Genomic DNA, 24,349 nt, shown 5'->3' with positions numbered 1-24,349 from the left:
AAGGGGAGGTATGCGTGGCTGACGTCTTCGAGGTGGCCACCGGCGACGGGCTTCTGTCCGCCCTGCCCGAGCGGGAAAGGACGGCGGAGGTACAGGTCGCTTTCCAGGGCCTGCTGCAGATCCGCCGCGTGACGGACACCGCACCGGCGGCCTGGGAGCTCAACCAGATGGTGCGTGCGGTCGCCCTGGCCCTGGAGGCGGCGGGCGTCCCCGCCTCCGCACTCGATGCCTCCGGCACGCGGACGGCGACGGGCTACCGCGTACGCGCTTCGGAGCGCCCGCACATGGTCTGCGTGGACTGGCTGGGCCCGCCGGGCAGCGGGGCGCCCCAGGAGGAGGAGAGCAGGCTGACCGCGTGCGCGGCGGCACTGGGCCGGATGGGGTGGGAGGCGCTGCTGTACCGAGGGCCGCGGCGCCGCCGGTTCCTGGAGGTGGAGCCGGCGGGGCCGGATTACGGCCCCGCCGGCGGTTGAGGCGGAGGGTGGCGCGGCTCCGGACCGGGGCCCGGCCTACGCGACGTGCTCGTCGGCGACCGACAGGGCGGCGTCCAGCGCCGCCAGGCCCTCCTTCGCGTCCGCCTCGGTGACGTTGCACGGCGGGACCGCGTGCGTCCGGTTCATGTTCACGAAGGGCCACAGGCCGTTCTTCTTGCACGCGGCGGCGAAGGCGGCCATCGGCGCGTTCGCCGCGCCCGTGGCGTTGTACGGCACCAGCGGCTCGCGCGTCTCCCTGTCCTTGACCAGGTCCAGCGCCCAGAACACGCCCGTGCCGCGCACCTCGCCCACGCTCGGGTGGCGCTCGGCGAGCTCCCGGAGTCCCGGGCCGAGGACCGTCTCTCCGATGCGGGCCGCGTGCTCGACGACCTTCTCCTCCTCCATCACCCCGATCGTGGCGATCGCGGCGGCGCAGGCCAGCGGGTGGCCGGAGTACGTGAGCCCGCCGGGGTACGGACGGGTCTCGAAGGTCTCCGCGATCGCACCGGAGATCGCGACGCCGCCGAGCGGTACGTACCCGGAGTTGACGCCCTTCGCGAAGGTCAGCAGGTCGGGCACGACGTCGAAGTGGTCGGCGGCGAACCACTCACCGGTGCGGCCGAAGCCCGCCATGACCTCGTCGAGGATGAAGACGATGCCGTACCGGTCGCAGATCTCGCGCACGCCCGCGAGGTAGCCGGGCGGCGGGGTCATGATCCCGGCGGTTCCGGGGATCGTCTCCAGGATGATCGCGGCGATCGTCGCCGGACCCTCGAAGGCGATCGTGTCCTGAAGGTGCTGGAGCGCGCGGGCGCACTCCTGCTCCTCGGTCTCCGCGTAGAACGGCGACCGGTAGAGGAACGGCCCCCAGAAGTGGACGACGCCCGACGTCCCGTTGTCGGACGCCCAGCGGCGCGGGTCACCGGTGACGTTGACCGCGGTCGCGGTGCCGCCGTGGTACGAGCGGTAGGTGCTCAGGACCTTCGGACGGCCTGTGTGCAGCCGGGCCATCCGGATCGCGTTCTCGACGGCCTCGGCGCCGCCGTTGGTGAAGAAGATCTTGTCGAGGTCGCCGGGGGTCCGCTCGGCTATGAGGCGTGCGGCCTCGGAGCGGGCCTCGACGGCGAACGCGGGAGCGAAGGTGGTGAGCTTGCCGGCCTGCTCCTGGATCGCGGCGACGACCTTGGGGTGCTGGTACCCGATGTTGGTGTAGACGAGGCCGCTGGTGAAGTCGAGGTAGCGGTTCCCGTCGTAGTCCCAGAAGTACGAGCCCTCGGCACCGGCGACGGCGAGCGGGTCGATCAGGCCCTGGGCGGACCAGGAGTGGAACACATGCGCGCGGTCTGCGGCCTTGACGGCCGCGCCGGCCTGAGGGTCGGGATGAGGGGTCATGCGGCCAAGGGTAGAGACGCTCGGGTGAGGGGGGACATGGCCACGGTGTATGGCCTGGGCCGGGTTCCTGGGCAGTGTGTCGCCCCCGGGACGAAGCGCCTGGTCACGGACCGGTCCCGTGGTGCTGGCACAGATTGGGTGCGGGAGTGCGCCTGTGGCGCGCCTGTTCCCCTGCCCGCCCCTTACCGAACCGGGGGCAAGCCCCCAGCTCCCGTATGCGGCCTTCGGCCGCATGTCTTCGAACGCCGGACGGGCTTGATACGCGCCAATCGTCGGACGGGCTTGAAACACACCCCGATCATTGACAGCAGACTGTCGACATGACAGCCTACTGTCATCGGTCATCGGGCTCAGGAGGACACCATGAACACCCGCACCGTTCATCTCGCCGTGTACGACACCTTCGCCGACTGGGAGACGGGCCACACGACCGCCCATCTCACCCAGAACGGCTTCACCGTGCAGACCGTCGGGCCCACCACCGACACCGTCACCACCATGGGCGGCGTCCGTATCCAGCCCGATCTCGCTCTCGCCGACCTCCGGCCCGAGGACAGCGCCCTGCTCATCCTCACCGGCGCGCGGCTCTGGGACACCGGTGACGATCTCGCCCCCTTCGCCGCCAGGGCCCGCGCGTTTCTCGAGGCCTCCGTGCCCGTCGCCGGCATCTGCGGTGCCACCGCCGGGCTCGCCCGTGAAGGGCTGCTCGACGATCGCGAGCACACAAGTGCCGCCTCCTTCTACCTCGAGGCCACCGGATACAAGGGCGGCGAGCACTACCGCGACACCGACGCCGTCACCGACGGCGATCTGATCACCGCAGGGCCGACCGAGCCCGTCGCATTCGCCCGCGAGGTGTTCGCACGGCTCGGCGTGTACGAGGGCGAGAAGCTGGACGCCTGGTACCGGCTGTTCCACGACTCGGACGCCTCCGCATTCGGGGTCCTTCACTCATGAGCCGCGAACAGCAGGACCTGCTCAGCCGGACGGCGCTCGGCGTCTTCCGGCTGAACGGCCAATTCCTCGGCGTCTCGGAGGAGTTGGCGAAGCCGGCCGGGCTGACCGCCGCCTGGTGGCAGGTCCTTGGAGCCGTACTGCGCGATCCGCTGCCCGTCGCCGGGATCGCCCGCGACATGGGCATCACCCGTCAGAGCGTGCAGCGCATCGCCGATCTGCTCGTCGAGCGTGGCCTCGCCGCGTACGAGCCCAACCCCGCCCACCGGCGCGCCAAACTGCTCCGCCCCACCGACGAGGGCCGCGCCGCGATCGCGAAGATCGGCCCCGGTCACGCGGAACTGGCGGCCCGCCTCGCCGAGGCCCTCGGCCCCGAGCAGTTCGCCGAAACGGCGCGGGTGCTCGACCGGCTCTCCGAAGCCCTCGACAGCCTCAGTCCCGCGTCCCAGGAAAGAAGTCCGCGTTCCTGACGTAGTCCAGCGCCTCGGTGAACACCGGATCCGCCAGGCGCCGCCCCATCTCCGCCTCGCTCACATCCTCGACGTGCGTCTGGATCCACCACAGGTTCCCGAACGGGTCCCGCACCCGTCCGACCCGGTCCCCGAAGAAGAGAGGTGCGTCACCTCGGTCACCGATTCGCCGCCGCATTCAACCGCCCGCCGGTGCACGGCGTCCGCGTCCTCGACGTACAGCCGCAGGAACGCCGGTGTCGGCGGCCAGTCGGCGCCCCCCGCGTCGAACAGCATCACCAGCGCGTCGCCGATCCGTATCTCCGCATGCCCGATCCGACCGTCCTCGCCGGTCATCCGGCCCAACTCCACCGCGCCGAAAGCAGCCTTCAGGTAGTCGATGACACCCGCCGTGTCCTGCGAAATGATCCAGGGTGTGACGCTGGTGCAGCCCTCGGGAACCGGCTTGACGGCCATGACAGTCTCCTCGCGTACGGGGGTTGCGTTCGTGAGTCCGACGGTATGGGCCAATGAGGTCGGATCCTGACCTATAAGGGTCACCTCGACGCGCACTATTCTCGGTCTGTCGGAAACGGAAGCACGTCCGGCACGAAGCAGGTCCGGCACGGGGGAAGGGCGCGCGGCGATGGAGCCACTGGCACCGGCAGATCCACGGCACATCGGCGAGTACCGTCTGCTGGCCCGGCTCGGCGCCGGCGGCATGGGCCAGGTCTACCTCGCGCGCAACGACCGCGGCCGCACCGTCGCCGTCAAGCTCGTACGCCAGGAACTCGCCGTGCAGGAGGAGTTCCGCAACCGATTCCGCCAGGAAGTGCGCGCGGCCCTGCGCGTCGGCGGCGAGTGGACCGCACCCGTACTCGATGCCGACACCGAGGCCCCCGTCCCGTGGGTCGCCACCGGCTACATCGCGGGACCCGCGCTCCACACCGTCGTCTCCGGCGGTCACGGCCCTCTCCCGGAGCGTTCCGTCCGTATCCTCGCCACCGGCCTCGCGCACGCGCTCGAGAACATCCACGGCGCCGGCCTCATCCACCGCGACCTCAAGCCGTCCAACATCCTGATCACGATCGACGGCCCCCGGGTCATCGACTTCGGCATAGCCCGTGCCCTGGAAACGGTCACCGACGGCGGTCTCACCCGAACCGGCGCGCTCGTCGGTTCGCCCGGTTTCATGGCTCCCGAGCAGGTACGCGGCGACCGTGTCACCACCGCCTGCGACATCTTCTGCCTCGGCTCCGTCCTCGCCTACGCGGCGACGGGCCGCCTCCCGTTCGGCTCGGCCGACAGTGGTGTGCACGCGCTGATGTTCCGTATCGCACAGGAGGAGCCGGACCTGGCCGGCCTTCCGGAATCTCTGCTGGAGCTCGTACGCGACTGCCTCAACAAGGACCCCGGGACCCGTCCGACGCTCGCGCGGATCCTGGAGCGTACGACCTCCGACGTGGACGGCGAGCCCTGGCTGCCCGGCTCGCTGATCGCCCAACTGGGCCGCCATGCGGTGCAGTTGCTGGAGGTGGAGCAGCCGGCGGCCCCGGCTCCCGCACCGGCCGGGGCCCCGGCCCCGGAACAGCCGCCGACGATGACCGCGGTCGCCGCCCCGAAGCCCCCCATGCCGCAGCCCACGCCCCCGCCGGCCCCGCCCCCCGCGTACGGATACGGCTACCCGTACAGCGGCCCGTCACCGGTTCCCAACGCCCCCGCACCGGCTCCGTACGCCCCCAACACCCTCCCGTACGGACCCGCGCCACGGAGGAAGGGCGGCACCATCGCCCTCGTCGCGGTGGCCCTGGTCGTAGCGGTCGGGGCCGGCGGCTCCGTGTACGCGTTCATGGGCGACGACGGCAAGGGGCCCGCGTCCACCGACTCCAAGTCGCCGGCCTCGAAGGCCCCCTCGCCGCAGACCTCATCGCCGGCGGCCCCCGCCACCACGCCCCCGACCGATCCCGGCACGGCGGCCGGCGGCGTCCCGCAGGAGTACGTCGGCACCTGGCAGGCATCCTTCGACACCGCCGACGGCACCAACGTCCGCACCATGACGATCACCCAGGGCACGGCCGGCACCCAGGTCATGACGCTGTCGGGCACGGGTCCGAACTACGATTGCCGCTGGTCGGCCACCCTCCGCGCCCCGGGCCCACCCCTCGAACTCGGCCCGACCCAGGTCACCTTCGGCGATCCGAAGCAGTGCTCACCGGGTCAGTGGAGCCGCCTGGACATGCCCGACAGAGCGACGATCGTGCGCGAGCTGGTGGGCTCGGGCGGTGCGCCGCTCACGTACACGAAGACGAGCTGATCAGGGGCACGGCCGGAGCACCGCCCGAACCGTTCCTCCGTGCCGGGGACGGTAGTGGCCGCCACTGACCATGCGGTTCAGATTCTGATGGCGTACACGTAGCGGCTGTTGTACCGGGCCCGCGGCTCGCGCGGGTCCTGGTCGTCGACCGCATACTCGCCGAGCGACCACAGGAGTCCTTGCCCGCCGGTCCGCGCGTAGGACAGATCCTCCGGCCCCCGCACCACCCTCCCGCTCGTCCGCACGGTCAGATCGGTGGCGGCCGCCCGGCCCGTCCGCAGGTAGCCGTACTCGGACGGACCGTCGCTGCGGGAGACGTAGAACCTCTCGTTCACGCTGACCGCGCCCTGGATCTGCTTCCCATTGGTGATCCGGTACGTCTTCTGCGAGAGCACCGACTGTGTCGCGGGATCGACATGCCGCAGCGCCCCGTGGTCGCGCTCGACCTCGAACCGCACCGCCCGCGCCTGCGCCGATGCCGAGCCCTTGTCGACGAACTCGCTCACCAGCAGCGTGTGGTACGGCCGGGTCGTACGGTCGACGGACACCTGGGAATAGCGCATCCTGTCGATCTCGGCCTCGATGTCGTCGTACCCGCGGCTCTGCGGCAGGACGTACTTGCAGCCGTAGCCGTAGTAGCGATTGTCGCTGTGGAGCCCGCAGTGGCTCATCGCAGGGCCGCCGGTCGACACCTGGAACATCTGGTCCAGGTTGAACACCCGGAGACCGTACTTGGTGTCCACGACGTACAGCCGGTCCTTGTACCAGGCGATTCCCCCGACATGCTTTGCCACGGGCCGGAAGCTGTACCGTCCGCGATCGGTCCGGTACGGCTCGACCAGCAGCACATGCCGGTACATCGGACGGGACGTGCCGCTCACATCCACAAAGCTGATGCGCGCGGCCTGATGAGCGGCCCTCTTCATCGTGTACCAGGAGACCAGCACCACGTTTCCGCCGGTTCCGTGGCCGTCGTAATCGGTGGTGATGCCCTGGGGCCGCCAGTCCCGGGTGGTGAAGTCGTCACGCCGCCAGGTGAACGTGCGCGCCACGTCGGGTGAATTCCGCCGTGGCCAGTCCGGCCTTCGCCGGTATGTGCCCGCCCTGTTGAGATCCGCCATTACCTGGCTGACAGGGGCATGGGGAAGCCTTTCCACATCGAGCAGCCCCTTGATGGCGTCGGGGTAGGAAGCGCCGCCACCCTCCGGGTCCTTTCCCGTGCGTATCCAGAGCCTGACTCCGGGCAATTCGGCCGCGGCGGCGGCGTGCGCCGCCGCGGGTACCAGAAGCCCGCCGGCCGTCGCCACGAGTGGGGCCGCGGCCATGCCCCGAAGAATTGTCCTCCGTGTTGTGTCCATGCGAATGGACGCTAGAGATGGTGGCGGCGGCCTGTCCCGGTTCCGCGCGTCCGGGACACGTCCCGGACGCCGATGGGGTCAACCGAGCAGCACGGACGCGGCGTTGCAGAGCAGAAGAGGGTGCACGAACCGCCCGGCACCCAGTGGGCGGTCGAGGCGCGGATGTCGCGCAGGGCGCTGTTCGAGCGGGAGCCGGTGGCGTTGATCGAGCTGATTCTGGAGGAGTCGGTGCTGCGCAGGACGATTGGCAGCGAGGAGGTCATGCGGGGCCAGATTCGGCACCTTGCGGAGTGCGCGCGGCGGCGTAACGTGACGCTTCAGGTGTTGCCGCTGAACGCTGGGCTCGGCGGAGAATACGCAGGCGACCGCGGTGGGATGGAGCTGGTGGAGAGCCCGGAGCATGTCCGCTTGGTCTTCCTGGAAATCCAGGGCGAGAGCCTGCTGATCAAGGAGCCGGGAAAGGTGAGTACGTTGACCCAGCGGTATGCGAGGATCCGGGCACAGGCCCTGGATCCCCGTGAATCGCTGGGCCTCATCGAGCGGTTGGCAGGAGAGCAGAGATGAGCAACAGCCTGCGCTGGTTCAAGTCCAGCTACAGCGACAGCGGTGGTGGCAGCTGCGTCGAAGTGGCCTTCGACTGGCGCAAGTCCTCGTACAGCAGCGACGGAACCGGCGACTGCGTCGAGGTCGCCGCCTGCCCCCACACCATCCACATCCGCGACTCCAAGCGGGCCGACGGCCCCACCTTCGCCGTCGCTCGCACCACCTGGACGAATTTCCTCGACTGGGCAAGCTGAACCCGTACGTAGGAGAAGCCATGACGAAAACGGGCACAGCAGTACCGGGTCCGGCGGGTCTGCCATTACTTGGCTCGATGTTCGAGCTCAAGCGCGACTCGCTCGGCACCTACCTCACCGCACAGCGCGAGCACGGAGACGTCGTCAGGTTCACCGCGGGCCCGCCCGGGCTGCGAATCGAGCTGTACGCGGTGTTCTCCGCGGAGGGCGCCCAGCAGGTGCTGGCGACGGAATCGGCCAACTTCCGCAAGGACAACGCCTTTTACCAGGAAGTCCGAGAGTCGTTCGGCAACGGCCTGCTGACCAGCCAGGACGACGACTACCTCCGGCAGCGGCGGCTCGTGCAGCCGCTGTTCACCCGCCGACGGGTCGACGGCTACGCCGACGCCGTGACCGCCGAAACCTCCGCTCTGCTCTCCGCCTGGCGCAGCGCCCCCGACGCCACGGTGGACGTCGTCGCCGAGACGACCCGGCTCACACTGCGGGCGGTCGCCCGCATTCTGTTCGGCACGGACGTCGAGGCGGCGGTCGACGTCGTGGAGCGATGCTTCCCGATCATCGGCGAGTACACGCTCGCCCGCGGCTACTCCCCCGCCAACTTCCCGCGCAGCTGGCCGACTCCGGCCAACCGGCGGGCCGCCGCCACGATGGACGACCTGTACGCGGTGTGCGACGGGATCATCGAGAAGCGGCGCGCGGAGGGGAAGGCGGCACAGGGCGAGGACCTGCTGACGCTCCTCTCCCAGGCCGAGAGCGCGGAGGACGGGACCCTCGACGCGTCCGAGATCCGCGACCAGGTGCTGGTGTTCCTGCTCGCGGGGCATGACACAACGGCCACGTCGCTCGCGTTCGCGCTGCACCTGCTGGCCCGCCACCCCGAGCAGCAGGCGCGGGCGCGGGAGGAGGTGGTACGCGTACTGAACGGACGGACCCCGGTGGCCGCGGATCTCGAGGCACTCCCGTATCTGACACAGGTGCTGAAGGAGGCGCTGCGCCTCTACCCGCCGGGTCCTGTCATCGGCCGCCGGGCGGTCGCGGCGACGGAGATCGGGGGGCACACGATCCCGGCCGGCGCGGATGTGATCGTCGCGCCGTGGGTGACGCACCGGCATCCCCGGTACTGGGACGATCCGGAGCGCTTCGACCCGGAACGGTTCACGCCGGAGCGGGAGAACGGGCGGCCGCGGTATGCGTGGTTCCCGTTCGGCGGCGGGCCGCGGGCATGCTTCGGTCAGCACTTCTCGATGCTGGAGTCGGTGCTGGCGCTGGCGATGATCCTGCGGGAGTTCGAGCTGGACGCCATCGACGTCGATGTCCCGGTGGATACCGGGATCACCCTGCGCGCGACGGGCCCTGCGCGGTGCGTGCTGCGCCGCATGGGCGGCGCGCACTGATCTGACGCGAAGGCGCGGGGCCCGGACGCGATCCGGGCCCCGCGCCGCGTACTACTGGACGATCCGATCGTCCGGATGCCTGTGCCACGGTTACCGCGAAGGCGCTCGCGTCAGCACGGGCCGACCGCACGGCCACTCGACGGAAGACCGCGCGAGGTGCGGCGTGTACGCGCTGCCCCGGACGTTCTCGGCCTTCTCCGGGTCGTCCGCGCCCGCGTCGGGGCGCGGTTGCCCGGGCGGCGGACGGCCGCCGACGCCCTGAAGAGTTCAGCCCAGGGTGACTCGCGGGCGAACATCCGGCGTCAGGACCCGTAAGCCGGTCGCCCGCCCCCCGTGCGCCTCCTACATTTGCCGCCCCCGGAGGAGACGAGCGAGGAGAGACCGCATGGAGTGGCTCAGCGCCGAGAATGTCGTGGCCGTGGCCACCGCCCTGCTCGGCATCCTCGCCTCCGGAGCCGTCCTCTGGTACGAGCGCCGCGTCCCGCGTCGCAAGCGCATCGGGTACCGCGTCCAGCTCGACACCCCCATCGGCGCCAACGTCCGCAGCGGACGGCCCAATTTCCGGCTCGGGCTGTTCAACGAGACGCCCGAGATGTCCGATGCCACGCTCGTACTGCTGCGCATCGAGAACGACGGCTCGCAGAGCATCGCCGACAACGACTACACCGGACGCGAACTCCACGGTCTGACCGCCGAGTTCACCGACCGGACCATCCGCGCCATCGCCGTCACCCAGCCGCCCGGTGCCGAGCATCTGATGGACCACTTCACGCCCGCCGCCGGGATGCGGCACAGCGGCGGCACCATCTATCTGCCGCGCGTCCCGCTCAACCGCGGGCAGCACTTCAAGCTGCTCGTCCTGCTCACCGGCGGCGGCGTCGGCAGTGGGATCACGGTCAGCGGCGGGATACGCGACGGCGAGGTGATGACCAACCGCAGCGTCACACCCGACGACAAGCCGCCCCTGTTCAGCAGGGCCGCCCGCTGGATCACCGTGCTGCTCACCGTCTGCGTCGTCACGCTCGCGGCGATCATCGTCGTACGGGACGACACCCGGCCGCCGATCGGATGCGCGAAAGGCACCCTCAGGCTGACCGGTTCCACCGCCTTCGCGCCCGTCGTACAGGAGCTTGCAAAGAAGTACGAGAAGGACTGCGAGGGCTCCACCGTCATCGTCGACGCGCACGGCAGCACCGCCGGGATAAGGGCGCTCGCCGAGGCGGGCGCGCGGGCCAGGAAGGGCTCGCCGCCACTGATCGCGCTCGCCGACGGGCCCAAGCCCGGTGGCTATCCGCAGCTGCGCGAGGACCGCGTCGCCGTCTCCGTCTTCGCGCTCGTCGCCAACGACAAGGTGCCGGTGCGGAATCTGTCGATCGCCGACGTCCGGAAGGTGTACCGGGGCGAGATCCACAACTGGAAGGAGCTCGACGGCCCGGACCTGCCCGTCCTGTTGGTCAGCAGGGACGCCAACTCCGGTACCCGCGAGGTGTTCCAGCGCCGCGTGCTGCAACGGAACGAGCCAGCCAACTCCTCTCGCGACTGCGAGCGGAAGGATGACCCCGGGGCCCCGGTCGTACGCTGCGAACTCGACTCCACGGAACAGGTGCTGGCCACCGTCGCCCGGCTGCCGGGCGCCATCGGCTACAGCGAACTGCGCTCCGGGACTCCGCTCAAGGGTGTGCACCGCCTCGCCATCGCGGGCGACGCCCCGTCCGTCGACGACATCGGCAAGAGCGCGTACCCGTACCGGGAGATCGAGTACGCGTACACCTACGGCCAGCCGCCCGCCGACTCACTCGCCTCCAGCTTCCTCGGCTATATGAGCCGGGGCAGCGGCCAGGACGTCATCCGTACACACGGACATCTGCCGTGCGCGACGCCGAGGGGGCTGCGGATCTGCGGCGAGGACTGACCGTCATCACCGGTGGGTGAATACCGAACACGGGCTCGCCACGCCGACTGCGTAATCTTCGGCGCATGGAACAACTCGCGCCCCAGGATCCGCCCTCCATAGGTGAATACCCTCTGCTCGGCCGCCTCGGCGAGGGCGGTATGGGCCGGGTCTACCTGGCCCGTTCCGCGGGCGGCCGTACGGTCGCGGTCAAGCTGATCAAGGCCGAGCTCGCTGGGAAGCCGGAGTTCCGCGGCCGGTTCCGGCAGGAGGTGGCCGCCGCGCGCCGGGTCGGCGGGCAGTGGACCGCACCCGTGCTGGACGCGGACACCGAGGCGGCGGAGCCGTGGGTGGCGACCGGGTACATCGCCGGTCCCTCGTTGCTGCACATCGTGCGGGAGCGGCCGCTGCCCCAGGAGTCGGTGCGGACGCTGGCGTACGGTCTGGCCTGTGCGCTGCGGAGCGTGCACAGGGCCGGTCTCGTCCACCGGGACCTGAAGCCGTCCAACGTACTGATCACGATCGCCGGTCCTCGGGTCATCGACTTCGGCATCGCCCGCGCGCTGGAGTACGCGTCCGAGGAACTGACCCAGACCGGCGTGGTGGTGGGGTCGCCGGGCTATATGTCGCCCGAGCAGATCCAGGGCGAGCGGGTCGGTCCTGCCTGCGATGTGTTCTCGCTGGGCTCGGTGCTGGCGTACGCGGCGACCGGGCGGCTGCCGTTCGGGCGTTCCGACACCGGGATCCACTCGATCATGTTCCGTATCGTGAGCGCGGAGCCCGATCTGAACGGCGTGGACGGGGAGTTGCGGCAGCTGATCGCGGACTGTCTGGCCAAGGACCCGGCAGGGCGGCCGACGCCGGAGCAGATCGTGGAGCGCGCCCGCCCTGCCGATCCGGCCGCACCCTGGCTGCCCGCGGCGCTGATCGCCGAACTCGGGCAGCACGCGGTGTCGCTGCTGGACGCCGATACGCCGACGAGGGGCGCCGTGCCGACCCCGCCGTCGCCGGATGCCGGCCGGGCGGCGTACAGCACCCCGCCGCCGCCCGGCACGCCCGGAACCTCTGGAACTCCCGGTATCCCGGGCGTCCCTGGCGCCCCCGGCACTCCCGGCACCCCCCGCACCCCCGGAGCCCCCGGCACTCCGCGGTCGGATGCCACGCCCCCGTGGCCCCAGGCCCCCGGCGTCCCCGCCCCCTTGCCCGCAGCTCCTGGCGTCGTGCCCGGAAGCCCCTCGGCCGCCGCCCCCTACGGCTCCTGGGTACAGGGCCACCTCACGGCCCCCGGCGCACACGACACCGTCGGTACCGGCCCCGAGGCGCGGAAGCGCTCCCGGCGGACAGTGGTGATCGCCGGTGTGGCCGTGGCGGCACTGCTGGGCTCGGCCTTCACCGCCGTCGCTCTGCTGCGCGGGGACGGCGACACGGTCGCCGGCCGGCCGGGAGGCGGCGGGGGACCGTCCACCGGAGCGCCTGACGCGGCCGGACGGGGCAAGGACAAGGAGTGGCTGTCGTCGCCCGGGCCCGGAAGCGGCGCGAGCGACGACGCGAAGGAACCCGCGTCCGAGGACCCGGCGGGCAAGAAGCCGGGAGAGCCGGGGAAACCCGGTGGACCGGCCGCGCTGCCCGCCGCGTATGCCGGGGCATGGATCGGCGGCGTCGACCGCGACGGCGCGGACACCGGCTCGCAGCGCCGGATCACCCTCTCACCCGGCAAGGTCGGCGACGCTGTCGTCGCGAGCATCAGCGTGGGCGAGAGCTATCTGTGCAAGGGCACCGGCAAACTGCTTGCGGCAAGCGGTGGTTCGATCCGCATCGACACCGGTGTCACCGTCAGCACGCCCGCCGGGAAGTGTTCGGCGATCGGCGAGCAGACCCTGACAGCGCGCTCCGACGGCACGCTCGCGTGGACCGCGAGCGGTGGCAGGAGCGCAACGCTGCACAAGGCCGGCTCCGACCGGATACGGGACGGCTTCCTGGGCTCCTGGGAGCGACAACTGACCGGATCCGCCGGTGTGCAGCGGCTGACCGTCTCGCAGGGCGCCGTGGGCAGCCGGGTCGTCACCTTCACCACCACACAGGACGGCGGCACGTGTCTGTCGAAGTCCGAGCTGTTCTCGGCGGGGGACCGCGTCGTGATCGGTCCTTCCCTGGTGGTGAGCGGCGACTGCGCGGCGGCCGGATCGTCGGTCCTGACGGTGAGCGGCGGCACGCTGAACCGGTCCTTCCTCGACACGGGCAACTCGCCGCGCGAGTACCGGCGTCCGTAAGAAACGAGTCTGCAGGAACGCAGAGCGCCCCGGTCGGCCCCGCCGGCCCGCGCGTCAGCTTCCGGCCGGCATGACCCGGGTCACCTTGCCCTTGGGGTCGGCGTCCAGGTAGCCGCTGTCGTAGTCGTCGCCCAGGTAGACGCCAATACCGGCCGGGGTGTCGAACAGGTCGTTGGGCTGCCGGATCACGAGGTAGCGCGTGGTCGGGTTCTTCACGTTCAGTTCCTTCTCCGCCTTGCGCATCAGGGCGGGGAGGACGTCCCAGTCGAATGCGTCCATGCTGACCGGGAGATCGCCTCCCGACAGCGTGCCCTTCATCGAGTCCTGCGTGACGCCCTCGCCGACCCGGTAGGTGTAGCTGTCGTACTTGGTCCTGCTGCCCTTGACCATCGCTTCGACGGAGATGTACTCCGGGTACACGACGAAGCGGCCCACCTGGTCGGTGCCCGTCTCCGCCTTCAGTTCCTTGATGGCCGCGCGAATGCCGGCCGGTGTCAGCAGGTCTGTCCTGACCGCGGCCCTCGACGGCTTGGACGTGGGAGTGGGGGTGGGAGTGGGAGTCGGCGTCCGTGAACTGTCGGCAGCGGAGCCGGCGGAGGACTGCGACCCCGTGTCGCTGCCGAACAGCTCGTCGGCGTCCGGCAGCAGGGACCACACCAGGACCCCGGTCAGCACGGGCCCGACGACGGCCGCGAGCGCGAGCGCGGTCCGGCGCTTGGCACGGGCGCCCGTCCGGGGCTGCGTCCGACGTGTAGGGCCCGCCGGGTAGGGGGTCGGCGGCCCCATGGGGCCCGGCACACCACCATGCGGAGTCGCCGGTCCATGCGGAGTCGCGGCACCATGCGGGGCCGCGGCGCCATGCGGGGTCGCGGCACCATGCGGGGTCGCGGGTCCGAAGCCCATCGGCGGCCCGAATCCGGGCGATGCGGGCGGCGGGGTCGCCGGTCCCGGCGGGGGCGTCAACCGGTACGACGTGGTCCCGCCGGTCCCGCCCGGAGGGCTTGCCTCACCCTGAGCCACCTCCGCGAGCATCCGGTCGAAGGTCTCCGGGTCGGGCCGCGCGGCCGGGTCCTTGACGAGAACGGCGGCCAGTACTCCTGCCAGCGCACCCGCCCGGCGCGGAGGCGGAAGCTCCTCTTTGAGCACGGCGGCCAAGGTCGCCAGCGTCGACCCCCTGCGCAGCGGATGGATCCCCTCGACGGCGACGTACAGCATCATCGCCAGGGACCACATGTCCGAGCCCGGGCCGCCGTCGTCGCCGGAGATACGCTCGGGCGCCATGAAGTCGGGCGTGCCGATGATCGAGCCGGTCATGGTCAGCGAGGTCGACTCACGGATCGCCGCGATGCCGAAGTCGGTGAGGACGGGACGCCCGTCGGGCCGCATCAGGACATTGGCGGGCTTCACGTCACGGTGCTGGATGCCGACGTCGTGCGCGGCCCGCAGTGCGGCCAGCACGTCGCGCCCCATCCTGGCCGCCTCGACCGGCGTCATCGGCCCCTTGTCCAGCCGGTCCTGGAGCGATCCGCCGGTCACCAGCTCCATGACGAGCCACGGGTAGGCGTGCTCGGCGCCGTCCACCACGTGGTGGATGGTCACCACATGGGGATGGTTGACCCGGGCGAGTGCCCGCGCCTCCCGCAGCACCCTCTCCCGCAGAATCGCCGCGGCCTCGGGGTCGTGCTCGGCGAGCCCGGGATCGGGCGGCCGCACCTCCTTGAGGGCCACGGCCCGGTCCAGCGCCAGATCGCGCGCTCGCCACACCATGCCCATACCGCCGCCACCGAGCCGCGCCTCCAGCTCGAAGCGCCCGTCGATGACCCGTCTGCCGGATTCCCCGTCGCTCATGGGCGGGAGCCTATGAGGTGCCGGTGACACGACCTTGCGCAGGTGCCTCCATCGTTACCCGGCCGACGCGCCCGACGCCGGAGTGCGTGGGCCGCACCGGGGAACCTGCCGAAGGCGCCGGGCCGTTCATCACCGAGCTGACCTGGCGCAACGCCGAAGCGACAGGGGTGCCCCGCACCATGCGGGGCACCCCTGTCCACGAGCCGTACTAGAGGAACGAGTTGATCTCGATCGTCTCGGTCCGGCCGGGGCCGACACCGATCGCCGAGATCGGCGCGCCCGACATCTCCTCCAGCGCCTTCACATAGGCCTGCGCGTTCTTCGGCAGGTCGGCGAAGGTCTTCGCCTTGGTGATGTCCTCGGACCAGCCCGGCAGCATCTCGTAAACCGGCTTCGCGTGGTGGAAGTCGGTCTGGGAGTACGGGAGCTCCTCGACGCGCTTGCCGTCGATCTCGTACGCCACACACACCGGGATCTGCTCCCAGCCGGTCAGCACGTCCAGCTTGGTGAGGAAGAAGTCGGTCAGGCCGTTGACCCGGGTCGCGTACCGCGCGATGACCGCGTCGAACCAGCCGCAGCGACGGTCGCGGCCGGTGGTCACGCCACGCTCGCCGCCGATGCGGCGCAGCGCCTCGCCGTCCTCGTCGAGGAGCTCCGTCGGGAACGGGCCCGCGCCGACGCGGGTCGTGTACGCCTTGAGGATGCCGATGACCCTGCTGATCTTCGTCGGGCCCACGCCGGCGCCCGTGCAGGCGCCGCCCGCGGTCGGGTTGGAGGAAGTGACGAAGGGGTACGTGCCGTGGTCGACGTCGAGGAGCGTGCCCTGGCCGCCCTCGAAGAGGACGACCTTGCCCTCGTCGATGGCGTTGTTCAGGATCAGCGTCGTGTCCGCGACGTACGGCTTGAGCTGCTCCGCGTACTGGAGCAGCTCCTCGACGATCTTGTCGGCCTCGATCGCGCGGCGGTTGTAGACCTTGGCGAGGAGCTGGTTCTTGGACTCCAGCGCCGCCTCGACCTTCTGCTCCAGGATCGACTCGTCGTAGAGGTCCTGGACGCGGATGCCGACGCGGTTGATCTTGTCCGCGTACGTCGGGCCGATTCCGCGGCCGGTCGTGCCGATCTTCCGCTTCCCGAGGAACCGTTCCGTCACCTTGTCGACAATGACGTTGTACGGAGTGATCAGGTGGGCGTTTCCGCTGATCAGCAGCTTGCTCGTGTCGATGCCGCGGTCGTTCAGCCCGCTCAGCTCGGAGAGCAGGACGGCCGGGTCGACAACGACGCCGTTGCCGATGACCGGAGTACATCCCGGCGAGAGGATTCCGGAAGGGAGCAGATGGAGCGCATACTTCTGGTCGCCCACGACAACCGTGTGGCCGGCATTGTTGCCGCCCTGATAGCGCACTACATAATCCACTGATCCACCGAGCAGGTCGGTGGCCTTTCCCTTGCCCTCGTCACCCCACTGAGCACCGAGCAGCACAAGTGCGGGCACAGGCGTACACCCCTTCCGGGCGGGGCAAGACCAAGGTCAGGGGGCCTGAGCCGTGCCTGAGTCTTCGGACCGGTTGCCCCGGAATAGACGAAGCCCCTGGCGCAATAGCGCAAGGGGCTCTTGCACAAAGATGCTACCCGAGGAAGGACCGAGGTGTCGGCTCACGACCAGCTACTGGTGGTCATCGACCCGGTCGCCCGCCGAAGTGACGGCGAGTCCGTGCGGATCGCGAAAGATGTGCTGTGTGGCGGCGCGGAGGCGAAGATCTGCCTTCCCGAGGGTCCGGAGGAATTCGCGCGGGCGCTGGCCCGCAGGGGCTCGCGGCGGCCTGTGGTGATCGGTGACGACCGTGCCCTGCTGCGGGCGGTGGCCCTGCTGCACCGGGACCGCTGGCTGGGCGACGGGGCGCTGGCGCTGATCCCGGTGGGCACTTCCGTGGAACTCGCGCACGCGCTGGGCGTGCCGCGGGGCCCGGTGGCGGCGGCGCGGGCGGTGCTGGACGGGACCGTACGGCGTCTTGATCTGCTGGTGGACGAGAGCGACGGCGTGGTGCTGGGGGACCTGTCGATCCCGGCGGCGCGGGCGGCGTCGGGCGCCTCGGCGAACGGCGCTTCGGTGTGGCACACCTGCCGCTCGCTGGTCCGCACCCTGGTCCACCCGGCGCCGCCGGTGCCGGTGGTCCGTACGCACCGGCTGCGGGTGGAGGCGGACGGAGTGCTGCTGACGGATCTCGACCGGCTGGTGGAGGACGTGACGGTGCGCGCGGGCGGCGGCCGGGCGGAGGTGGTCGTCCGGCACGGCACGGACACGGAGCCGGTCACGGCGCGGGCTCTGACGGTGACCGTGTCCGGGGCGGACTTCCGCTACCGGGCGGACGCGCTGATCACGGGCCCGGTCCGGACGCGGACATGGACGCTGCGGCCGGGGGCGTGGGGGTTGACGCTGCCGTCGACGGCGGTGGCTTCGGGAGGGTAGTGCGGTGACGGGGCGGGCCGATGAGGGCCTGCCCGGCCCGCCGGTGCGTCCTCAAGTGCCGGGACAGGCTTGATCCCAGGCCCTCCCGGCACTGCGAGGGACAGCTCTCAGGCCGTACCCCGCGTCTCGCGGTACGCGCGCCAGCGTTCCATCAGGCCCGACATCTCGCCCTGCAGGAACTCGAAGAACTCCGCCGTCTCCGTCACCCGCCTGCCCGCCGCCGTCTCCGGGCCCAGCGTCTCCGCGCCGTCGCGCAGGGCCTTCTCCCAGCGGGTCAGCAGCTGGTCGCGGCGGGTGAAGGTCTCGTACCAGAGCTCGTTGTGCAGGACATAGCGGTCACGGCGCGAGCCCGGGTCGCGTTCGCGGCTGACCATGTTGACCTGGTTGAGGTACCTGATGGCGCCCGAGACCGCGGCCGGGCTGATCCGGAGCTGTTCCGCCAGCTCCGCGGAGGTCATGCTGCCCTTCTCCGACGACAGCAGCGCCGCGAAGACCCGCGAGGCCATCCGCTGCATACCCGCTTCGGTCAGCTCCGCCGCGAAGCGCTCCACAAAACGGGAGACGGCCTCGTCACCGGCCCGTCCCGTCGCGCCGTTTTCGCCGTTCATGGCCTCATCGTCTCCCCTGGTTCCCTCGTCCACCGTGATCGTCGACTTTATACGCTTCCTTAACTTCACAAGTTCGTGAAAGTACCGTACGTTCTGAAACATGACCAAGGCAAACCTCGCCATTGAAGTAGCGGGACTGCACAAGGCGTTCGGGCGGACGCAGGCACTGGACGGTCTCGACCTCGACGTCGAGACCGGTGAGGTCCACGGCTTCCTCGGCCCCAACGGCGCCGGGAAGTCCACCACCATCCGGGTCCTCCTCGGACTGCTGCGCCCCGACTCCGGCGCGGCCCGGCTGCTCGGCGGGGATCCGTGGAACGACGCGGTCGAGCTGCACCGCCGCGTCGCCTACGTACCCGGGGACGTGACCCTGTGGCGGAACCTCTCCGGCGGCGAGGTCATCGACCTCCACGGCCGGCTGCGCGGCGGCCTCGACAAGGCGCGACGCGCGGACCTCGTCGAGCGCTTCGAACTCGACCCCACCAAGAAGGGGCGTACATACTCCAAGGGCAACCGCCAGAAGGTCGCCCTGGTCGCCGCCTTCGCGTCCGACGTGGATCTGCTGATCCTCGACGAGCCGACCTCCGGACTCGACCCGCTGATGGAAGAGGTCTTCCAGAGCTGCGTCGAGGACGAACGGGACCGCGGCCGGACCATCCTGCTCTCCTCGCACCTCCTCAGCGAGGTCGAGACCCTCTGCGACCGGGTCAGCATCATCCGCAAGGGCCGGAACGTCGAGACCGGTTCGCTCGCGGAGCTTCGGCATCTGACGCGTACGAGCGTCACGGCGGAGCTCGCCGGGGCGCCGAACGGCCTCGCCCGGCTGCCCGGCGTGCACGACCTCGACGTACAGGGCAGACGCGTCAAGCTCCAGGTCGACACCGACAAGCTGGACGCGGTGCTGCGCTCGCTCACCGAGTCCGGGATCCGCTCGCTGATCAGCACACCGCCCACGCTCGAAGAGCTCTTCCTCCGTCATTACGCACCCGAAGAGGCGGTGTCGCGATGACCGCCGTGGCCCAGGCCACCGGGTTCGCCCCGCGCACCGGCGGAATGCGTCAACTCGCGGGTACAGGCGCGCTGTTGAGACTCGCCCTGCGCCGCGACCGGCTGATGATGCCGGTCTGGGTCCTGGCGCTCGGGGCCGTCGTCACCAGCGGCTCCGGCTCGCTGGAGAGCCTGTACGACACCGCCGCGAAGCGCGCCGACCTGGCCGAGTCCCTGTCCACCAACGGCTCGTTGCGCACGATGTACGGTCCGGTGTTCAGCGACTCCCTCGGCGGCCTTGTCGCCTGGCGCTTCGGCGGCTTCGTGGCCGTACTGGCAGCCGTGATGAGTCTGATCATCGTCGTCCGGCACACCAGGGAAGAGGAGGAGACCGGCCGTCAGGAACTGCTGTCCTCCGCGATGGTGGGCCGGCGGGCTCCGCTGACCTCGGCACTGCTGACGGCGTTCGTCGCCAATGCGGCGCTGACGCTGATCATCACCGCCGGGCTCGCGGGACCGACCGGCTCCGGTTCCGGCGCGCTCGCGGTCGGGCTCACCATCGGCGCGATCGGCATGCTCTTCGCGGGTATGGCGGCGATCATGGCGCAGCTCACCGAGAGCGCCCGGCTCGCCAAGGGCCTCACGGCCGCCGTGCTCGGCGTCGCGTTCGTCCTGCGGGCGGCGGGCGACGCCTCCGGAGACGACGGCTCCTCCGTACTGACGTGGCTCTCGCCGCTCGGCTGGGCGGAGAACGTACGGCCGTACGCGAACGAGCGCCGGTGGGTCCTGCCGCTCCTCGCGGCCGCGGTCGTCGCCCAGGGTGCCGTCGCCTATGTGCTGGCCGGACGGCGCGATCTCGGCATGAGCTTCCTGCCGACCCGCCCCGGGCCCGCGGAAGGCAGGATCGCCACCGCGGCCGGGCTCGCACGGCGGCTCCAGCGAGGCAGCGTTCTCGGCTGGGTCGTCGGCTTCTTCCTCGCCGGGATCGTCTTCGGCGGGATGGCCGAGGGCGCGGCGGACCTGGTAGGCGACAACGAGGGTGCGCGGGAGATCTTCGAGCGGATGGGCGGGCAGGCCGGTATGACCGAGGCCTTCCTTGCGGCGATGATCGGCATGTTCGGCGTGATCGCCGCGCTGTACACGGTCGCGTCCGTGCTGCGGCTGCACGGCGAGGAGACGTCACAGCGCGCCGAGCCGGTCCTGGCGAACGCGGTCGGACGGCTCGCCTGGGCGGCGGGCCACCTGGTCATCGCCTTCGGCGGCGCGGTCGTGATCATGGTCATGGCCGGTCTGGGGCTGACGATCGGCCACGGCGGGGAGTTCGGCCCGATCATGGGCGCGGTCCTGGTCGAACTGCCGGCGGTCTGGCTGCTGGGCGGGCTCGCGGTGGCGCTGTACGGGCTCCTCCCGAAGGCGGCCGTGGCTTCCTGGGCGGTGGTCGGGATCTGCCTGGCACTGGGCTGGATCGGCCCGGCGCTGGACCTGCCCGGGGCGGTGATGAACCTGTCGCCGTTCAGCCACCTGCCGAAGCTGCCGGGCGCCGAGATGAACTGGACACCGGTGCTGCTGCTGACCGTCGCGGCGGCGGCACTGGTGGCGGCGGGACTCGGAGGCCTGCGCAGGAGGGACCTGCAGGCCTGACACCGCCCACCCCGGCGGGGAACGCACGGCGCCCGGACTGTGACGGAGTCCGGGCGCCGTTTGCTGTTGGGGCGCCGGGTGTTGTCCGGGACCGTTTGCCGTTCGGGCGCCGGGTGTTGGCCGGCCGGGCGGGCATCACATCTCGACGAGGAGTTCCTTGACGCCGCGGATGACATAGCCCGGCTTCCACTCCGGCTCGGCCGCGAGCCGCATCGTCGGTGCCTGGCGGAGCAACTCCCCGAAGGACGCGGCCAGTTCGATACGGGCGAGCGGCGCGCCGAGGCAGTAGTGGATGCCGCCGCCGAAGCTGACATGAGGGTTGTCGGCGCGGGCGAGGTCAAGAGTGTCCGGGTGGGCGAACCGCTCCGGGTCGCGGTTGGCGGAGCCGAAGAGCAGGGCGAGTTCGGAGCCGCGCGGGATGACCGTTCCGTCGATCTCGATATCGTCGAGCACCCAGCGCTCGAACATCTGGAGCGGGGTGTCGTACCGCATCAGCTCCTCCACAGCTGTGGACAGGAGTGTGTGGTCGGCGTGGAGAGCGGCGAGCTGCCCGGGGTGGCGGAAGAGCGTCCACCAGCCGTTGGTGGTGGTGTTGACCGTCGCCTCGTGACCCGCGTTCAGCAGCAGCACACAGGTCGAGATCATCTCCTGCTCACTGAGCCGGTCGCCCTCCTCGTACGCGGCGATGAGCGCGGAGATCAGGTCGCTGCCGGGCGAGCTGCGCCGCTCGGTGATCAACTTCCGTAGATACGCGCTGAATTCGAGCGAGGCCGTGACGGCGCGGCCGGCGGCCTCGTCGGACGGATTCAGCTCGTACATCCCGCAGATATCGGCCGACCAGGGCCGCAGCAGTGCGCGGTCGCCGGCCGGGATACCGAGCATCTCCGCGATGACGGCGACGGGCAGCGGCTCGGCGACCTCGGCGAGCAGATCGCCTCCGCCGGCGTCCTTGATCCCCGCGACGAGCCCGGCCGCGAGTCTGCGCACGGTGGGCACGAGCGACTCGACGGTGCGCGGTGTGAAGGCCTTGGAGACCAGCCGCCGGATCCGGGTGTGGTCGGGCGCCTCGAGATCGAGCATCCCGCTGTCGTTGAGCGTATGGAACGGCTCGTGCGCGGCCGGAGGTGGCGTACGGCCGAACTCCTCGTGCGTGAAACGGTGCGAAAAGGTCCGCCCGAGCCGCCGGTCGCGCAGCAGCGCGGAGACGTCGGCATGGTGCGGGACGAGCCACTGGCGGGTGGGCTCGTAGTAGTGCACCCGGCCGCGGGAGCGGAGCTCGGCGTAGGCCGGGTAGGGGTCGGCGACGAATGCGGGTGACCAGGGGTCGAAGGCGGCCATGGACCGACGCTACCGGTCACCTCCCGTGCCCGGGGCTCCACCCCGGACTCCGCGCCTCAATCTTCCCCCAGTCCGGGGGACCCCCACGAGGCCCTTGTTGGGGCTCCCCCAAGCCCCGCCCCTCAAACGCCGGAGGGGCTTGATCAGCTCGGGGTCACCAGTCGCGCCTCGTACGCGAACACCGCCGCCTGCGTGCGGTCCCGCAGCCCCAGCTTCACCAGCACCCGGCTCACATGCGTCTTGATCGTGGACTCCGCCACCACCAGATGCGAGGCGATCTCCGCGTTCGACAGACCCTGCGCGATCAGCACCAGCACCTCCGTCTCCCGCTCCGTCAGATCGCCGACCTGCGCCAGCGCCGGCGGCCGCGGGTTCTGCGAGAGCTTCGAGAACTCCGTGATCAGGCGTCGCGTCACCGTCGGGGCCAGCAGCGCCTCGCCCGCCGCCACCACCCTGACCCCGTCGGCCAGTTGGCGGGCCGAGGCGTCCTTCAGCAGAAAGCCGGACGCACCCGCGCGCAGCGCCTGGTACACGTACTCGTCGAGGTCGAAGGTCGTCAGCACCAGGACCTTGGACTCGCTGTGCGCCGCGACGATCTCGCGGGTCGCCTCGATACCGTTCAGCTCCGGCATACGGATGTCCATCAGCACGACATCGGGCGCGAGCTCGGCGACCTTGGTGACCGCCTCGCGGCCGTTTACCGCCTCGCCGATCACCTCGATGTCGGGCATCGCGTTCAGCAGGACCGAGAAGCCCTCGCGGACCATCATCTGGTCGTCGACGATAAGGACGCGGATCGTCATGAGGTCTCCTCGGAGGCGGTCTCGGTCGCGGCGACGGGAATGAAGGCGATCACCTCGTAGCCGCCCTCCTCCGTGGACTCCGCGGTCATCTCGCCGTTGAGCATCGTCACACGTTCCCGCATGCCCGTGATGCCGTGGCCGGCGCCCGGCGAGGGCTTGACCAGACTCCGCGCGGCGGTGTTGGCGATCCGCAGACCGAGGCCGCCGAGGACGTAGGAGATCTCGACCTTCGCCGTCGAACCCGGCGCGTGGCGCAGCGCGTTGCTGAGCGCCTCCTGGACGATCCGGTACGCCGACAGCTCGACGCCCTGCGGCAGAGCGCGGACCGCGCCCGTGACCGTCTTCTCCACGTCCAGACCCGCCTCGCGGACATTGGAGAGGAGGTTCTCGATATCGGCGAGCACCGGCTGCGGCGCGTCGGGGGCCTGGTAGTCCTCCGCCCGTACGACACCGAGGACCCGGCGCAGTTCGGTCAGCGCGGCGACCGCGTTCTCACGGATGGTGGCGAAGGCCTTCTCCAGCTCGGGCGGCGGATTCTCCACGCGGTACGGCGCGGCCTCCGCCTGGATCGCGACCACCGACATGTGGTGGGCGACGACATCGTGCAGTTCGCGGGCGATGGTGGTGCGCTCCTCCAGCAGCGTGCGCTTGTCGCGCTCGACGGCTGTCACGGTCTGCTGCGCCGCGACCTCCTGCCTCGCCTCGCGGCGGACGTGCAGCACGGTCACCACCAGCAGCGCGAGGGCGGCGACGAAGAGCATCTGGGGAGTGTCGGAGCCGCCGTACCGACCGCTGAGACCGACTTCGGCGAAGAAGCCGTATGCGGCCGTCAGCGCCCACATCCAGCCGGCGGCACGCGGGCGGGTCCGCATCGCGACCACCGTCATCACCGTCAGATGCGAGAGGAAGCCGCTGGGCGTCCACGGCCAGCCGTCCCAGTAGCCGGCGAGGACGGCGACCACGGGGGTGCTGAGCAGCGAGAGCCACCAGGCGCCGACCGGCCTGACCAGCGTCATCAGCACTGCGGCGGCCGGTATGAAACCGGTCAGCGCATTGCTCGTCCCGGCGCCCTCGCTCCCGGTGAAGTACCCCAGCAACAGCACGAACATCGCCAGGCCGACCACGGCGGCGTGCGGTATCCAGGCGACGCCGTCGCGTATCCGGCCGGGGAGACGGCGGGTGAGCGGCCCGTCCGTCCGCATCGGGTACAGCGGGCGGTAGGCGAGGGCGTCATGGAACAGGTCCTGGCGGAGGCCGCTCAGCGCGCCCAGGGCCAGGCGGTACTCGGGACTGCGGGTCTTCTCGGTCACGTACAGAACGGTAAGCGGAAGGACGGACGCGGTCGTCAGCATCGCTACGGATTCT

The 24,349-nt window shown here is 70.7% G+C and carries 20 protein-coding genes and 1 pseudogene; 12 read left to right on the top strand and 9 right to left on the bottom strand.

The genetic code is table 11. The features are described 5' to 3' along the window. Positions 1–14: 14 nt before the first annotated feature. Entirely contained in the window at positions 15–473 is a 459-nt protein-coding gene (locus ACWDZ6_RS05910; RefSeq protein ID WP_366733707.1) for a hypothetical protein, read from the top strand. A gap of 36 nt (positions 474–509) precedes the next feature. On the opposite strand, the gene ACWDZ6_RS05905 is transcribed toward ACWDZ6_RS05910, so the two are convergent. Beyond that, positions 510–1,865, bottom strand: a complete 1,356-nt coding sequence (locus tag ACWDZ6_RS05905) for an aspartate aminotransferase family protein (protein ID WP_326651515.1) — start codon at positions 1,863–1,865, stop codon at positions 510–512. A gap of 363 nt (positions 1,866–2,228) precedes the next feature. Here ACWDZ6_RS05905 and ACWDZ6_RS05900 point away from each other — a divergent pair, with 363 nt between their 5' ends. Both ACWDZ6_RS05900 and ACWDZ6_RS05895 read left to right on the top strand, forming a co-directional pair. Further along, positions 2,229–2,822: a DJ-1/PfpI family protein gene (locus tag ACWDZ6_RS05900; protein WP_451501837.1), complete on the top strand. Its 594-nt coding sequence runs from the start codon at positions 2,229–2,231 to the stop codon at positions 2,820–2,822. Then, the gene (locus ACWDZ6_RS05895) at positions 2,819–3,289 is read left to right on the top strand and encodes a MarR family winged helix-turn-helix transcriptional regulator (RefSeq protein WP_366733705.1); all 471 of its coding nucleotides are present in this window, start codon (positions 2,819–2,821) and stop codon (positions 3,287–3,289) included. Before ACWDZ6_RS05900 ends, ACWDZ6_RS05895 begins: the two co-directional genes overlap by 4 nt. A gap of 60 nt (positions 3,290–3,349) precedes the next feature. Here the strand turns inward: ACWDZ6_RS05895 and ACWDZ6_RS05890 are convergent, their stop codons facing one another. Beyond that, positions 3,350–3,745, bottom strand: a complete 396-nt coding sequence (locus ACWDZ6_RS05890; RefSeq protein ID WP_451501836.1) for a VOC family protein — start codon at positions 3,743–3,745, stop codon at positions 3,350–3,352. A gap of 169 nt (positions 3,746–3,914) precedes the next feature. Between ACWDZ6_RS05890 and ACWDZ6_RS05885 the strand changes: the two genes are divergently transcribed. Then, on the top strand, positions 3,915–5,582 hold the full coding sequence (locus tag ACWDZ6_RS05885; RefSeq protein WP_451501835.1) for a serine/threonine-protein kinase: 1,668 nt from the start codon (positions 3,915–3,917) through the stop codon (positions 5,580–5,582). A 77-nt stretch (positions 5,583–5,659) separates the two neighbouring features. Here ACWDZ6_RS05885 and ACWDZ6_RS05880 read toward each other — a convergent pair whose 3' ends face one another. Next, positions 5,660–6,907 carry a hypothetical protein gene (locus ACWDZ6_RS05880; protein WP_451501834.1) on the bottom strand — a complete coding sequence of 416 codons (1,248 nt, stop codon included), beginning with the start codon at positions 6,905–6,907 and terminating at the stop codon, positions 5,660–5,662. A gap of 126 nt (positions 6,908–7,033) precedes the next feature. Between ACWDZ6_RS05880 and ACWDZ6_RS05875 the strand changes: the two are divergent. The 5 genes and pseudogenes from ACWDZ6_RS05875 to ACWDZ6_RS05855 all read left to right on the top strand — a co-directional run. After that, positions 7,034–7,504, top strand: a pseudogene (locus tag ACWDZ6_RS05875) (DUF5753 domain-containing protein); the annotation flags it as partial. Then, a complete protein-coding gene (locus tag ACWDZ6_RS05870; RefSeq protein ID WP_451501833.1) occupies positions 7,501–7,737 on the top strand; it encodes a DUF397 domain-containing protein in 237 nt (78 codons plus the stop codon). The pseudogene ACWDZ6_RS05875 and the gene ACWDZ6_RS05870, both read left to right, overlap by 4 nt. A gap of 20 nt (positions 7,738–7,757) precedes the next feature. Next, positions 7,758–9,131, top strand: coding sequence for a cytochrome P450 (locus tag ACWDZ6_RS05865; protein WP_451501832.1), 1,374 nt, complete (start codon positions 7,758–7,760; stop codon positions 9,129–9,131). Positions 9,132–9,516: 385 nt separating this feature from the next. Further along, positions 9,517–11,043, top strand: a complete 1,527-nt coding sequence (locus ACWDZ6_RS05860) for a substrate-binding domain-containing protein (RefSeq protein ID WP_451501831.1) — start codon at positions 9,517–9,519, stop codon at positions 11,041–11,043. 65 nt (positions 11,044–11,108) lie between these two features. Then, positions 11,109–13,292 (top strand): protein kinase domain-containing protein, encoded by a 2,184-nt coding sequence (locus ACWDZ6_RS05855; RefSeq protein ID WP_451501830.1) that lies wholly within the window; start codon positions 11,109–11,111, stop codon positions 13,290–13,292. 54 nt (positions 13,293–13,346) lie between these two features. Here the strand turns inward: ACWDZ6_RS05855 and ACWDZ6_RS05850 are convergent, their stop codons facing one another. Continuing rightward, complete coding sequence (locus ACWDZ6_RS05850; protein ID WP_451501829.1) at positions 13,347–15,140, bottom strand: protein kinase domain-containing protein; 1,794 nt, start codon at positions 15,138–15,140, stop codon at positions 13,347–13,349. Between the two features lie 208 nt (positions 15,141–15,348). Next, positions 15,349–16,632 carry an adenylosuccinate synthase gene (locus ACWDZ6_RS05845; protein ID WP_366733695.1) on the bottom strand — a complete coding sequence of 428 codons (1,284 nt, stop codon included), beginning with the start codon at positions 16,630–16,632 and terminating at the stop codon, positions 15,349–15,351. A gap of 153 nt (positions 16,633–16,785) precedes the next feature. On the opposite strand from ACWDZ6_RS05845, the gene ACWDZ6_RS05840 reads away from it, so the two are divergent. Beyond that, positions 16,786–17,607 (top strand): diacylglycerol kinase family protein, encoded by an 822-nt coding sequence (locus tag ACWDZ6_RS05840; RefSeq protein ID WP_326651502.1) that lies wholly within the window; start codon positions 16,786–16,788, stop codon positions 17,605–17,607. Positions 17,608–17,714: 107 nt separating this feature from the next. On the opposite strand, the gene ACWDZ6_RS05835 is transcribed toward ACWDZ6_RS05840, so the two are convergent. Then, a complete protein-coding gene (locus ACWDZ6_RS05835) occupies positions 17,715–18,215 on the bottom strand; it encodes a GbsR/MarR family transcriptional regulator (RefSeq protein ID WP_451501828.1) in 501 nt (166 codons plus the stop codon). A gap of 100 nt (positions 18,216–18,315) precedes the next feature. Between ACWDZ6_RS05835 and ACWDZ6_RS05830 the strand changes: the two genes are divergently transcribed. Together ACWDZ6_RS05830 and ACWDZ6_RS05825 are read left to right on the top strand one after the other, a co-directional pair. Then, complete coding sequence (locus tag ACWDZ6_RS05830) at positions 18,316–19,224, top strand: ABC transporter ATP-binding protein (RefSeq protein WP_451501827.1); 909 nt, start codon at positions 18,316–18,318, stop codon at positions 19,222–19,224. Then, positions 19,221–20,843 (top strand): ABC transporter permease, encoded by a 1,623-nt coding sequence (locus ACWDZ6_RS05825; protein WP_451501826.1) that lies wholly within the window; start codon positions 19,221–19,223, stop codon positions 20,841–20,843. Before ACWDZ6_RS05830 ends, ACWDZ6_RS05825 begins: the two co-directional genes overlap by 4 nt. 135 nt (positions 20,844–20,978) lie before the next feature. Here the strand turns inward: ACWDZ6_RS05825 and ACWDZ6_RS05820 are convergent, their stop codons facing one another. From ACWDZ6_RS05820 to ACWDZ6_RS05810, 3 genes are all read right to left on the bottom strand, one after another. Further along, positions 20,979–22,181, bottom strand: coding sequence for a cytochrome P450 (locus ACWDZ6_RS05820; protein ID WP_451501825.1), 1,203 nt, complete (start codon positions 22,179–22,181; stop codon positions 20,979–20,981). Between the two features lie 143 nt (positions 22,182–22,324). Then, entirely contained in the window at positions 22,325–22,984 is a 660-nt protein-coding gene (locus tag ACWDZ6_RS05815) for a response regulator transcription factor (protein WP_326651497.1), read from the bottom strand. Continuing rightward, positions 22,981–24,336 carry a sensor histidine kinase gene (locus tag ACWDZ6_RS05810; protein ID WP_451501824.1) on the bottom strand — a complete coding sequence of 452 codons (1,356 nt, stop codon included), beginning with the start codon at positions 24,334–24,336 and terminating at the stop codon, positions 22,981–22,983. The genes ACWDZ6_RS05815 and ACWDZ6_RS05810 overlap by 4 nt, the downstream gene beginning before the upstream one ends. Between the last annotated feature and the right edge of the window lie 13 nt (positions 24,337–24,349).

Source organism: Streptomyces sp. NPDC002926, from assembly GCF_053591755.1.
Note: the sequence above shows the minus strand (reverse complement) of the source record. Positions and strands in the feature narration are given on the sequence as shown.